This window comes from Arcobacter sp. CECT 8989, from assembly GCF_004116715.1.
In the GTDB taxonomy this organism is placed as follows: Bacteria; Campylobacterota; Campylobacteria; order Campylobacterales; family Arcobacteraceae; genus Halarcobacter.
The window spans coordinates 98854-112780 of sequence record NZ_PDKE01000001.1 but is presented as its reverse complement, the minus strand read 5'-3'; the positions used below and the strand labels follow the sequence as shown (position 1 = coordinate 112780).

The 13927-nt window shown below is 27.8% G+C and carries 8 protein-coding genes; 6 read left to right on the top strand and 2 right to left on the bottom strand.

Features of this window, described 5'->3' with window-relative positions; translation table 11 throughout:
- Nucleotides 1-45 precede the first annotated feature (45 nt).
- Together CRV02_RS00425 and CRV02_RS00420 are read left to right on the top strand one after the other, a co-directional pair.
- Nucleotides 46-855 (top strand): DnaJ domain-containing protein, encoded by an 810-nt coding sequence (locus CRV02_RS00425; RefSeq protein ID WP_129088675.1) that lies wholly within the window; start codon nucleotides 46-48, stop codon nucleotides 853-855.
- Nucleotides 856-864: 9 nt separating this feature from the next.
- Nucleotides 865-1467 (top strand): RraA family protein, encoded by a 603-nt coding sequence (locus CRV02_RS00420; RefSeq protein ID WP_129088674.1) that lies wholly within the window; start codon nucleotides 865-867, stop codon nucleotides 1465-1467.
- Nucleotides 1468-1503: 36 nt separating this feature from the next.
- On the opposite strand, the gene CRV02_RS00415 is transcribed toward CRV02_RS00420, so the two are convergent.
- The gene (locus CRV02_RS00415; protein WP_129088673.1) at nucleotides 1504-3771 is read right to left on the bottom strand and encodes a glutamine--tRNA ligase/YqeY domain fusion protein; all 2268 of its coding nucleotides are present in this window, start codon (nucleotides 3769-3771) and stop codon (nucleotides 1504-1506) included.
- Between the two features lie 186 nt (nucleotides 3772-3957).
- Here CRV02_RS00415 and CRV02_RS00410 point away from each other — a divergent pair, with 186 nt between their 5' ends.
- Nucleotides 3958-4452: a protein disulfide oxidoreductase gene (locus CRV02_RS00410; RefSeq protein ID WP_129088672.1), complete on the top strand. Its 495-nt coding sequence runs from the start codon at nucleotides 3958-3960 to the stop codon at nucleotides 4450-4452.
- Nucleotides 4453-4584: 132 nt separating this feature from the next.
- Nucleotides 4585-7137 carry a methyl-accepting chemotaxis protein gene (locus CRV02_RS00405; protein WP_129088671.1) on the top strand — a complete coding sequence of 851 codons (2553 nt, stop codon included), beginning with the start codon at nucleotides 4585-4587 and terminating at the stop codon, nucleotides 7135-7137.
- A 23-nt stretch (nucleotides 7138-7160) separates the two neighbouring features.
- Here CRV02_RS00405 and CRV02_RS00400 read toward each other — a convergent pair whose 3' ends face one another.
- On the bottom strand, nucleotides 7161-10529 hold the full coding sequence (locus CRV02_RS00400; RefSeq protein ID WP_129088670.1) for a diguanylate cyclase: 3369 nt from the start codon (nucleotides 10527-10529) through the stop codon (nucleotides 7161-7163).
- Nucleotides 10530-10687: 158 nt separating this feature from the next.
- On the opposite strand from CRV02_RS00400, the gene CRV02_RS00395 reads away from it, so the two are divergent.
- Together CRV02_RS00395 and CRV02_RS00390 are read left to right on the top strand one after the other, a co-directional pair.
- Complete coding sequence (locus CRV02_RS00395) at nucleotides 10688-11476, top strand: ABC transporter substrate-binding protein (RefSeq protein ID WP_129088669.1); 789 nt, start codon at nucleotides 10688-10690, stop codon at nucleotides 11474-11476.
- A 13-nt stretch (nucleotides 11477-11489) separates the two neighbouring features.
- Nucleotides 11490-13925: a PAS domain-containing sensor histidine kinase gene (locus CRV02_RS00390; protein ID WP_129088668.1), complete on the top strand. Its 2436-nt coding sequence runs from the start codon at nucleotides 11490-11492 to the stop codon at nucleotides 13923-13925.
- Nucleotides 13926-13927 lie beyond the last annotated feature (2 nt).

Here is a 13927-nt window from a genome sequence, read left to right as displayed (position 1 = left end):
AGTAGATATAATTTCTTTTCAATTAACTATAATAAAGGTATCTCTTTGAATATAAAATTAAAAAAATGGATTTTTATAGCACTGTTACTTGTGATATTGTATTACACTTTTATAGTAAATACATTTTTAACTCTATCAGTTATTTTTGGTTTAATTGTTGCCGTTAAACTTTATAAACTTTATTCAAAAAAGAAATTAAATAAATTAGTAGCTTCTAAAGAGCTTTTTAGAGAAAGCTATTTAGGTCACTTTATTGCTCTAGTTGCAAAGGTAGCAAAAGCAGATGGAAGAGTAGATGAATTAGAAGCTCAACTTATTGGAATGATGTTTGATGATATCACAAAAGTTTTTGATGAAAAAGACAAAGCTAGAAGTATCATGAAAGAGATTTTCAATAAAGAAAAAGAAACAATAGCTGATACACAACAAATAGCAAACTCTTTAAATAAACTTCTTGGAAAAAGTATTTTAAAAAGAAGACAATTTATTAGCTTTTTAATTCAACTTGCCTTTATAGACAATGGCATTAGTAGTGATGAAGATAAGATTTTAAGAGTTATTGCAAAAGAGTTACAAATCTCAGATGAGGTATATAACTCTATAGTTAGTACTTTAGAGCAAAAAATGCAAAACAACAAAGACTCTATGACTCCTAATAAAGCTTATGAGATTTTAGGTGTGAAAGAGAGTGATGATATGAATACTATTAAAAAAGCCTACAGAAAACTTGTAAGAGAGTATCACCCTGATATTATTAGTTCACAAGATAAAGATGAGTCATATATGGAAGAAGCAACAGCTAAAACCCAAGAGATAAATCAGGCTTATCAAGTTATTAAAAATTTACGTTCTTAAGGAGTATTAATGGATTATGAAAAGTTTGCCCAGTTTAGCCCTTGTGATTATGCAGGACCAATAAAAAGAGAAAGTTTTATGGATGCTGGTATGAAGCAACTTTGGTTAGATATACCAAGAATTTCAGGACCTGCATTTACTGTAAATATGGTTCCAGGAGATAACTTAGCACTTCACAGAGCTATTTATGAAGCACCAAAGGGCTCAATTATTGTAGCTCAAACTAACTCAATGGATTATGCAGTTTCTGGTGGAAATGTTTGTGCTATTGCTCAAGGCCTTGGAATAAAAGGTTTTGTAATTGATGGTGTGGTTAGAGATATAGGAGAAGTAAAAGAGATTAAGTTTCCTATTTTTGGTAGGGGAGTTCATCCTATGCCTGGAACTAAAAAAGCTGTTTTACCCCTAAATACTCCAATCGTAGCTGGTGGCATTGCTGTAAATCCTGGTGATATTATAGTTGCTGATGAAGAAGGAATTGCTGTTATTCCTAAAGAAAAAGCTGAAGAAGTTTATAATCAAACTAAGAAAAATGTAGAAGCTGAAAAAGAGATGGGCTTTGAAAAATGGGCAGAAAATCATAGAAAGAAGATTGACTCTTTTTATGAGTAAGATTTATTTAAAGGCTAGTTTTTAACTAGCCTTTTTTTATGCATTTAAAGCTTTTGCTACAAGTTCATTTACAACTTTAGGATTTGCTTTTCCACCTGTTGCTTTTAATACTTGTCCTACAAAGAAACCTGATAGTTTTGTATTTCCATTTTTAAACTTCACTAGGTTATCTGGATTTTTTGCAATAACTTCATCAATGATAGGTGAAATTACAGCAGGGTCACTGATTTGAATTAAACCTTTGTCTTCAACTATTTGTTTTGGACTTTCTCCTGATTCACTCATTTCTTCAAATACTTGTTTTGCAATCTTTGTTGAGATAGTTTCATCATCAACCATTTTAATAAGCTCAGCGATATCTGAAGCATTAAATTTAAGTTCTAAAATAGATTTCTCTTTTAATTGTTTAGCTACATCATTTGCAACAATATTAGCTAAAGCTACAGGACTATCTAAATGTTTTAGAGTCTCTTCATAAAAAGAAGAAAGCTTTTCATCTCTACATAAAATATTTGATACTTCTGAGTTTAGTTTTAACTCTTTAGTATACTTTTCAAATAATGCTTCTTGCTCTTTTGTTAAAGGAGTTGCTTCCCCATCTATTTGAACTTTTTTAGGTTCTTGTTTTTGAGTAGGTTTTGGTTTATCATCTTCTTTTTTACTCTTTTTAGCCCAAGAGTCTTTTAATGATACAATCTTATTAAATACAGGAGCTTCATCTGTATAATCAATTGGATCTTTGTAGAAATAACCTTGTCTCTCAAACTGGAATCTTTCATCTACATCATCTTCAATTACAGCAGGTTCTACAAGTGCATCTTTGATAATAGAAAGAGAATTAGGGTTTAAATCCTCTAATCCTTCTGGAGCTTCATTTTTGTAAAGTCTATCATAAAGTCTAACTTCTATGTTTTTAGCTTTACTTGCATTTACCCATTGAATAGCACTTTTTACTTTGATACCACTTGTATCGCTTCCACTTTTTGAGTCTTTATAGTATTGCGCTTTAATTTCAATGATTTTCCCATTTTCATCTTTAATAACTTCTTTACAAGAAATGATATAACCATGTCTTAATCTTACAGGTTGAGTAGGAGTAAGTCTATAATATCCTTTTGGAGGATTTTCATTAAAGTCTTCTCTTTCTATGAAAAGCTCTTTTGTAAATGGTATTTTTCTAGAACCTTCTTTAGGAACATCATGGGGATAATATGAAGCATCAATCTCTTCCCCTTCACCCTCGTAGTTTTCTATAGTTACTTTAAGTGGGTCTAACACACACATAACTCTTGGAACTTTTTGGTTTAAATCATTTCTAATACAATACTCTAATTGTGCAACATCAACCATAGAGTTTGCTTTTGCAATACCAATTTGGTCACAGAAATTTAAAATAGACTCAGGTGTATATCCTCTTCTTTTATATCCTGCAATAGTTGGCATTCTTGGGTCATCCCAACCACTTACATAGTTTCCTTCAACTAGCTCAAGAAGTTTTCTTTTACTCATAACTGTATAGTTGATTCCAAGTCTTGCAAACTCATGTTGATATGGTCTTGGTGGTTGTAACTCTAAAGTGTCTAAAACCCAGTCATAGATATCTCTATTGTTTTCAAACTCTAAAGTACAAATAGAGTGCGTAACACCTTCAATATAATCAGATAAACAGTGAGCAAAATCATACATAGGGTAAATACACCATTTATCACCAGCTCTAAAGTGGTGGGCATGTCTAATTCTGTATAAAAGAGGATCTCTCATTTTCATATTAGCTGCGCTCATGTCAATCTTTGCTCTTAATACATGTTCACCATCTTTGAACTCACCATTTTTCATCTTTTCAAATAGTTCAAGGTTTTCTTCTACTGTTCTATTTGCATATTGGCTTCTTTTACCAGCTTGTGTAACAGTACCTCTTAGTTCTCTCATCTCTTCTTCGTTTATACTATCAACATATGCTTTTTCTTTTTTGATAAGTTCTACAGCATAGTCGTATAGTTTTTGGAAATAATCAGATGTAAAATATACTTCTTCACCCCAGTCAAAACCAAGCCATTGAACAGCATCTTTTAAGGCTTCTACATATTTTGTATCTTCTTTTGTAGGGTTTGTATCATCCATTCTAAGGTTACAGTGACCATTATAATCACGTGCAATACCAAAATTTATACAGATAGATTTAGCGTGTCCAATATGAGGAAAACCGTTTGGTTCAGGAGGGAATCTTGTAATTACCTCATTATATTTGTTTGATTTTAGGTCTTCTTCTACTATAACACGTAAAAAATCTTTGCTTTCATTCATTATTATTAAACCTTTGATTTTGTAACTTTTAAGGTAGATATTTTATCTAATTAGTGCTTATATATGATTATATTGAAGTTTGTTTTACTAAATAGAATAAATGTAATGAGAATATGAAGACTTTTTCTCTATATATTAAGTACACAAAAAAACTGTATAATCTTTTTAAAACGAATAAGGCAACTAATGAAAGAAAAATTAAAAAAATATTTAAAAGAGATTATTGTTTTTGTTGTTGTGTTAACTATTGCTGCAAATGCTTTTAGTTATTATCGTTCACAAGATTTAAATAAAGAAAAATTAGATTTACAAACTGTTACATTATTAGATGGAAGCCTATATACTCTTCCTAGTGATAAACCTGTACTTCTTCACTTTTGGGCAACTTGGTGTCCAACTTGTAAATTTGAAGCTTCAAATATAGAAAAAATGTCAAAAGATTATGAAGTAATCACAGTAGCTGTTCAGTCTGGAACAAAAGAGCAAATACAAAATTATTTAGATGAGTATAAACTTAGCTTTAAAGTTATCAATGATGAAGATGGCTTTTATTCAAGAAAATTTAATATTCAAGCTTTTCCTACAACCTTTATATATGATAGTAAAAAGAGTCTAAAGTTTAGTGAAGTAGGTTATACATCAACCTTTGGATTATATGCAAGAATGGCACTTCTTAAATAAGTTGTATAATTATCCCTTAATATAATTATTACCTATAATTATAACATGAAAGTAAGATTATAATTACTTATATAATTTAAATCTAAAATAAACATTATTGTCCTATAATACGCCCACGCAAGGAGAATAATAATGTTTAAAAATATGAGTATACAAAAGAAATTTTCTTTTGTGACTGTTCTTATAATATTTGTTGCATTAGTAATTAGTTTTTTGGTTTTTAATTACTATAAAAATATTACAGAAGAGGAAGTTTATCAAAGTACATTAGATGAGTTAACTACTCATGTCACAGAGAATGTACAAGCAAAAAAAGATGTTGGTATTTCAAATGCTCTATCAATAGCAAATGATGGAAGAATAAAAAAAGCATTAAGAGAAAACAATAGAGAGTTAGCAATTCTTAGTTTAAAGTCAATCTCAAAAGAGATGAAAGACCATACACCTTTTAAAAACATCAAAGTTCATGTGCATACAAAAGATAATAAATCTTTTTTAAGGGCATGGAAAGCAGAAAAATATGGTGATGATTTAAGCTCATTTAGACATAGTGTTGTAAAAGTAAATAGTTCAAATGAACCAGTTAATACAATGGAACTAGGAAAAGCTGGGCTTAGTTTAAGAACAGTAGTTCCTATTAAAGATGACAATGGAGAGCATTTAGGTTCTTTAGAGTTTATTCAAGGTTTAAACTCCGTTGCAAAGAAGTTTGATAAAGACAAAGATGCTTTTTTACTTCTTATGGACTTAAATGTAAAAAAAGTTGAACTATTTAATGATACAAATAAGTTAAAAAACTATCTTATTTCTCAAAAGTTTATAAATAAAGATTTCTTAGCAGATGCAAGAACTATTGACTTAGAGTTTTTAAAAGCAAATGGTTCTTATAGAAGTGATAAATACTTTTACACAAGTAGTGAGGTAAAAGATTTTAGAGGTGAAACTTTAGGAATCTATCTTGTAGCTAGACCTTTAGCAATAGTTGAAAGTGCTATTATTAGTGCTGAAAAGTTTATTAATACTGCTATTATGATTTTAGTAATCTTTGGTTTAGTTGTTTTAGTTGCAATCTTATCTAATCTAAAAAATACTGTTATTAATCCATTAAGTATTTTATCTGATGCAATTGTTGATTTAACAAAAAGTAATGACCCAAGCCAAAAAATCAAGCTAGATAGAAATGATGAATTAGGGCTTTTAGCAAATAACTTTAATAAATATCTTTCAAATATAGAAGAGGGTTTAAAACAAGATGCAAAAGTTATTGATGAAGCAATTGATATTGTAGAAAAAGCTAAAGATGGATTCTATACATATAAGATTGATTCAACGGCATCAAATAAACAAGTTGAATTACTAAAAGAGAATATTAACCAAATGTTAGAAGTGACAAGGGATAATATTGTTATGGTAATTAACGCACTAATTGAGTTTGGAAATGCCCACTATGATTATAAAATTTCTAGTGATAAAAGTGGTAATATAGGTTCTTTAGTAAAAGGAGCAAATGCTTTAGGTGACTCTATTTCAGAGGTTTTATCTATGATTGATAAAACAGGAAGAAGCTTATCTATAAACTCAAATGAACTTGCAGCTACATCAGAACAATTATCTGCTTCTGCAACTGAACAAGCAGCTAGTTTAGAAGAGACAGCAGCAGCAGTTGAAGAGATTACTTCAACTATTATTTCAACTGGACAAAGAGCAAAAGAGATGTCTACAATTGCAGAAGATTTAAAAGTTACAAGTGCAAAAGATGATAAGTTAGCTCATAAAACTGGTAAATCAATGGAAGAGATTAATACTGCAACAAATGATATTGTTGAAGCTATTACTGTAATTGACCAAATTGCTTTCCAAACAAATATCCTTTCACTTAATGCAGCAGTAGAAGCAGCAACTGCTGGTGAAGCAGGAAAAGGTTTTGCTGTTGTTGCAGGGGAAGTTAGAAATTTAGCAAATAGATCTGCTGAAGCTGCAAAAGAGATTAAAGATTTAGTAATTTATGCTCAAGAAAAAACAAAAGAGGGTAAAGAAACAGCAGACCAAATGGTTGAAAGTTTTAAATACTTAAATGAAAAAGTTTCTCAAGTTACAACAAATGTAAATGAAGTAAGTTCTGCTACAAATGAGCAAACAAGAGCAATGGAGCAAATCAACTCTGTAATCACTCAGTTAGATAAAGCAACACAAGAGAATGCAAATGCTTCAGAGATAGTTTCTCAAAAAGCAATGACTTTAAGTGAGATTGCTTCAAATTTAATGTCAGTAATTAGTAGAACACAATTTGATACTTCAAAATCAAACCAAGTATGTGATGTGGATTTAGTATTTGATACAACAAAATTAAAACTTGACCATATCTCATTTAAAGAGACAAACTTTAAAGAGCTTGGAAATGGTAAAACAGCAAAAGTTAAAACTCATACAGAGTGTGCTTTAGGTAAGTGGATAGAGCAACATTCAAATGAGTCATATACTAATAACAAAGATTGGGATGAGTTTTTAATTGCCCATGAAAAAGTTCATAGCAATGTTCAAAAGTATATAGATATTGATGCAAAAGATAAGACTGATAAACAATTATTTTCTTTAGCAAGAGATATTGAAGATAACACAACTAAAGTATTTAATTATATTGATAAAATTAAAGAACATAGGTGTGAAGATTTAAAAAACTCATAAAAAGTAAAAGGACCTAGTTCCTTTTACTTCTTTTCATATAAAACAAACTTGTTTCTACCACTCTCTTTTGCTTTGTATAGAGCATCATCTGTATGATTATAAATAGATTCTGCATCTTCTATTTTGTCCCCATTTTCACTATATAAACCAATTGAAACTGTTATGTAATTACTAGCTTTATTAAATTCATGTTCTATTTGTAAGTTCTGAATTCCTTCTCTTATCATCTCTGCAAAATTGACAGCTGTTTCTTTAACATGTGGAGTAAAGATTATTGCAAACTCTTCACCACCAATTCTAAAGGCATAATCAGAAGATCTTTTTGCTAAAGTTTTAATAACTCTACCAATCTCTTTTAGTACAATATCTCCTTTAGGGTGACCATAGTTATCATTGTATTGTTTGAAGCAGTCTACATCAAAAATTATTAGTGCTAAGTTATTGTCATCTCTTTTTGCTCTATTTATTTCTTTTTCAAAAACTTTATTAAAATGTCTTCTATTATAAAGCCCTGTTAACTCATCTGTTATTGATAATTCTTCAACTCTTTTTTTATCAGTTATATCATGTCTTATCGATGTATATCCTGTTATCTGCTTTTTTTCATTAAAAATAGGAGAAATATTTGCTTCTACCCAATAGAAGTTTCCATCTTTTGTTTTGTTTTTAATTTCACCTTTCCAAGTTTGACCTTTAGAAATAGTTTTCCACATTTGCTTAAAAATCTCTTTTGGCATTTCTTCATGTCTTATAATATTGTGGTTTTGCCCTAATAGTTCTTTTTTATCATAGCCACTTATTTTACAAAATGCTTTTGAAGCTTGAGTTATAATACCTTTTTTATTAGTTGATGAAGTAAGTACATGTTCATCAATAATCTTGATATATTTTTTCATATTTTGATTTAGAATATTGATTTGCCTATTTTTATATATAACAATCCCAATAACGATTAAAAAGAAAGATATAAGATAAAAAATTTTCTTTAAATCAATACTTTCTTCATAGGTAACAGAACTGTATTTATTAAATAAAGATTCTTTCTTTTTTTCAGAAATTGAGTCTAGAACTTTTTTCATAATATTAGTTAATAGTTCATTGTCTTTTTTTATAGCTAGAGAAAGGGGCCAATCATCTTGTACCTCTCCTGCTATTTTTAAGCTATTAGAAAAATTTTTTTGTATTTGATATCCAATTGTAGGAAGTAAGCCTATGTGAGCATATACTTGATTTTTTTGTACCATATTTAGTCCTTCATGTATTGAAGATACTTCAATAAAATCTATTAGAGGATAACTATCTTTTAATACTTCTTCATAAGCATAATCTTTTACATATGAGACTTTTCTTTTTCTTAAGGTTTTTAAATCTCCAATAAAAGGTTCTTTCATTTTAGTTGCAACAACTAAAGGAAAAGATAAATATGCTTTAGAAATATTTAATATATTTTCACGTTCTTTTGTTTTATATATGAAGGGTATAAGCTCACAGTTTTCATTTTTTATACTTTCTAGTGAACTAGTCCAATTATTTGTTTTTATCAGGTTGAAAGTTACTCCAAGTTTTTCTTCAAATATTTTTATATACTCAGAACTTAAACCAATATGTTTATTTTCTTCTATTTTATCTAAAGGCATCCAGTTTGGGTCAATACAATAGTTTATATTTTTTTTACTTCTTAAATATTCGTACTCATTTTTATTAAGATTTACATGCTCACCTAGATTTTTGATAAGCCACTCTGATTTTAATTTTGTTACTTCATTTGGTTTTACATAGGCATTTGCTTTTTCTAATATTGATTTTAAATACTTATTGCCTTTTTTTACTCCCATATAAAGAGGAATATTTACTAATAGTCCACTATCTTTATTTAGTTTTATTGTCTTTAAGTTACTTAACCAGTAGTTGTTTATATGATACTCTAATGTGGATAGATTTTCTATTGTTGCATGTGCTGTTCCATTTGATACGGCATCAATTGCTTCTTTAACTGTTTTTGTTGTCAAGAGTCTTATTTTTGGATACTTTTTTCTGATAATTTCTTCAAAAAAAGTATTATCTAGTATTGATAGTGTTTTTCCATTTAAATCTTCTAAAGAATTAATCTTAGAACTTTTATTAACTGCAAGTGCAATTGAAAAATTAATGTGCGTAAAATTTGTATAATCAATATATTTTTTTCTTTCCTCATTTATAGCAATGTGTGGAATGATATCAAGGCTACCTTCTTTTATCATATCTAAAGACTTAGCCCAAGACTCAATTGTTTTAAACTCTAGTTTTATATTAAGAATATTTGCTAAAAGTTTCATATACTCTATTGAATAGCCCTTTGCTTGATTAGAAATATTAAAGTTATAAGGAGCAAAAGCTTTCATATTTAATACAGATATTGTAGGATTATCAACTAAATACTGTTTTTCTTCATTTGTTAGATTAATTCCTTTACTATTTACGTACTCTTCAAAAATAAAGTCATTTATATCAAGTTTTGAATTCATAAGACCATATTTAATATATAGATTATTTATATATTGAACTCGACCTTTATCTATACTTCCTAAGGGAATTAAATCTTTAGAAATTAGACTTTCTATTGCTTTTGCTTCATATTTTAGGTGCTCAATTGATTTTTTACTATTATATTTTTCAAGAATTAATTGGATTGTTTCTTCTTTATTCTCTAAAGCATATTTCCAGCCTTTTAAAGAAGCTTCTTTAAAATTTTTTACTCTATTAGGGTAATTTAATGCTTCATTTTTATTTGTAAAAAGCATATCTCCATAAATATCTAAACCATAATTCATAGGGTTTATAATATCGATGTCAACACCAGCTTCTTTAAAAAGAAAAGGTTCATTTGTTAAATAGGCAGGCATTAAGTCAGCTTGTTTATTTATAATCTTTTTGTAGTCACCTTTTTCTCTGTTTCTTATTAATTCGGCATCTACATTGAATTTTTTTAATAAAGCTAAAAGAGAAAAACCATCGGCATCATTTGGATAAAATATCACTTTTTTATTATTTAGGTCTTCAATAGTTTGAATATTTTTATCTTTTCTACTTATTAATATGTTTGCAGAATGTTGAAAAATAGGAGCAATTGTAATTATAGGTTCATTTCTAGCTTTGTAAAGAAAAAGTACTGAATCTGCTACTCCATATTGGGCTTTATTATTGATTACTTCTTCAATATTATTGTATTTTAAATCTCTTTCTTTGATAGTTACATCAAGACCTACATCTTTATAATAACCTTTTTCTTTAGCAACATAATATCCAGCAAATTGAAATTGGTGAAACCATTTTAATTGTAAAGTAACCTTTTGAATTGCAAAAGAGTTTATTGCTGTTAGTAGAATAATTATTGATAAAAAGATTTTATTCATATTATACCTTCCAGTAATATTTATTTACTTTGTATTATTGTATCACACTTGTATTACTTTATTGAAAACAAACTTATTTTATAATAAATATTAAAAATTATGATAATATAAAAAGTATAGACTGATAGTAATTTATAATATTATTTTAGGGAAACGATATGTATAAAAAACTTAAGATTTTAATAATCTTTATATTTCTAGCAACTTATTTACATGCACAAGAAAGTAGGCTAGATAAAATTTTAGAAACAAAGCAATTAAGAGTTTGTATTTGGCCTCAGTATTACAGTATTACTTATATTGACCCAAGAACACAAGAGTTAACAGGTATAGATAGTGATTTATCTAAAGAGTTAGCAAAAGATTTGGGAGTTGAATTAAAACTAGTTAAAAGTTCTTTTCCTACATTAATCAAAGATGTAACATCTAATAAGTGTGATATTGCAATGTTTGGAATTGGAAAAACTAAAAAAAGAATGGAAAAACTTAGATTTACAACTCCTCATCTTAAAAGTGATATTTATGCTATAACAACTAAATCAAATAAAAAAATACAAAACTTGGAAGATATAGATAAAAGAGGTGTTGTAGTTGCTGTTGCTAAGGGAACTTATCATGAACCAATTATGAAAAAAAAACTTAAACATGCAAAGCTTGTTGTAATAAAAGGGTTTAAACAAAGAGAAGATGAAGTTCAATCAGGTAGGGCAGATGTTTTTATAACTGATTATCCTTATGGTAAAAAAATGTTAGAAAAAACTCAATGGGCAAGACTTGTTTCTCCCAAAGAAGAGTATTTTTTAACTTCTTATGCTTGGGTAACTGCTTATGGAGATAATAAGTTCTATGATGAAGTTGAAAAGTTTATAGAGAATATTAAAAAAGATGGAAGATTAAAAAAATTAGCAAAGAAAAATGCTTTAGAACCAATTATCAATTTAAAATAAATAGAGTTTAATTATGACTAATAGTTTAAAATTAGTAGTTGGATTGTTTTTTGCTTTCTTTATTATTATTTTTAGTATTATGACATCCTTGTCAATATTAAAAGATGAAGCAGTTGATAATTATCTTACTATCTCAAAATTAAATGCAAAATCTTTTTCAAAAGAATTAAATCAAGATTTATCTAATATGGAGCAAACTATATTAAATCTTGAAAACTTTTTAAAAATTACTAAAGAGTATAATATAGAGAATAAACTCTTTGAGATAATTCAAAATTATCCTCAAATTAGATCTATAAATATTTTAAATAATAATAGAATAATCTATAGTTCAAATAACTATAACTCAGGTTTATATCTTCCTAATCAAAACTTTTATCCAAAACCTATATTTGATGATAATATTTTAAAAGTATCAACACCTTGGGTAGGAAAAGATTTTGTTTCAGGAAGTGATGTTTATGAAAATGAAGAGAAAATAAAACCTAATGAACAATCTTTTATTCCAATTTCTAAAAACATAGAAATAGATAATAAAGTGCATCAAGTTATCATAAATCTAAATACTGATTACTTTAAAGATAGATTTTTTAGTAATATTACTTCTGGTGAGATTATCTTTGAAATTCTAAGATTAGATGGTATTTTACTTTTGTCTACAAATGAAAATCATAAAATTGGAAAAAGAATAAAAAAGAGTGATTTACTCAAAGCAGCAATAGAAAAAAATCAATATACAGGTATAGAAATAATAGATAATAATAAGTATATTGTAACTTATATTTTGACAAATGACTATCCTATAAGTCTACTTGTAAAACTTGATTATGAAAAGAGTTTATCAAGTTGGAATAAAAGACAATATAACTTTTTTGTAGTAACTACAATTATTGTTGTACTAAGTATTTTAATTGCGCTATTTTTCTTCTATTTATATACTAGAAAAAAAGAAGAAGAGATTAAGCAGGGAAGAGTACAGGTTCAAGAGCAAGAGAAGTTTAAACTACTTTTTCAAGATTCACATTTCTTAGCAATGGTTATTGATAGTAATGGACGGATTTTAGAGGTGAATAATATTGCTTTAGGCTTTCTAGGGGAAAATGTAAAGAGTATTCATAAGAAAAAATTTTGGGATTTGAAGTGTTGGATAGATTCTGATAAAAGTGCAATTAAAAATAAAATAAAAAACTTCACTGAGAGAAAGTACCAAGATGAACTTATTGTTTTAAATAAAGATAAAGAAGAGAGAGTTATAGAGTTTACTCTTTCTTCAATAAACAATGCAGAAGAAACACTTTTAGTTGCAATTGGTTTAGATATAACCTTGAAAAAAGAGAAAGAAAATAAACTAAAACAAGCATATACAGTATTTAGTAATACAAGAGATGGAATTATGATTACAAATAGTGATACTGTTATTTTAGATGTTAATAGAGCTTTTGAAAAGATTACAGGATATAAGAAAGAGGATATTTTAAATAAAAAAGTAAATGTATTAAAATCAAATACCCACACAAATGAGTTTTACTCAAAAATGTGGGAAAGTATTTTAGCTAAAGGCTTCTGGGAAGGTGAGATAACAAATAAAAAAAGTGATGGAACAAACTTTATTGAGTGGCTGACAATAAATGCAATTAGAAATGAAAACAATAAAGTAGTAAATTATATTGGTGTATTTAGTGATATCACAGAACAAAAGCTTAGGGAAAAACTTTTAAAAGAGAAAGACTACGCACTCTTCCAGCAATCTAAAATGGCTGCAATGGGTGAAATGATAGGAAATATTGCCCACCAATGGAGACAACCACTATCTGTAATCTCAACTGCAGCAACTGGAATAATGTTGCAAAAGAATATTGGTGTCAGTGTAGAAGAAGATGAAATTAAATCTTTAAATGCAATTAATGATTCAGCTCAATTTTTATCTCAAACAATTGAAGACTTTAGAAGTTTTTTAAAGCTTGATAAAGAGGTTCAATTATTTAATATAAATAAAACAATCCATGATGCTCTAGATTTATCAAGTATAAATAGAAAAAATAAGAGTATATCAATTGTTTGTGAGATAGAAGAAAACTTGGAAGTTTATGGTGTTAAAAATGAGTTTATTCAAGTTATGATGAATATCTTAAAAAATGCAGTAGATGCCTTAGATAAGCAAGAGTCTGAAAAGTTAATTTTAATTAACTCTTATTTAGATGGACAAAATGTGATTATCAAGATTATGGATAATGCAGGGGGAATTGATTCTAAGATTATATCTCGAATATTTGAACCATATTTTACAACTAAACATCAGTCTCAAGGAACAGGAATAGGTCTTTATATGAGCCAAGAGATTATAAGAAACCATATGAAAGGTAAACTATATGTTGAAAACTATTCATATACTTATAAAGATACAAGTTATGTAGGAGCTTGTTTTATAATAGAGTTACCTTTTAAGTAACT

Coding starts and splice junctions, on each gene's coding strand:
- CRV02_RS00405 (WP_129088671.1), top strand. CDS start 4,585: ATGTTTAAAAATATGAGTATACAAAAGAAATTTTCTTTTGTGACTGTT.
- CRV02_RS00395 (WP_129088669.1), top strand. CDS start 10,688: ATGTATAAAAAACTTAAGATTTTAATAATCTTTATATTTCTAGCAACT.
- CRV02_RS00390 (WP_129088668.1), top strand. CDS start 11,490: ATGACTAATAGTTTAAAATTAGTAGTTGGATTGTTTTTTGCTTTCTTT.
- CRV02_RS00420 (WP_129088674.1), top strand. CDS start 865: ATGGATTATGAAAAGTTTGCCCAGTTTAGCCCTTGTGATTATGCAGGA.
- CRV02_RS00400 (WP_129088670.1), bottom strand. CDS start 10,529: ATGAATAAAATCTTTTTATCAATAATTATTCTACTAACAGCAATAAAC.
- CRV02_RS00410 (WP_129088672.1), top strand. CDS start 3,958: ATGAAAGAAAAATTAAAAAAATATTTAAAAGAGATTATTGTTTTTGTT.
- CRV02_RS00415 (WP_129088673.1), bottom strand. CDS start 3,771: ATGAATGAAAGCAAAGATTTTTTACGTGTTATAGTAGAAGAAGACCTA.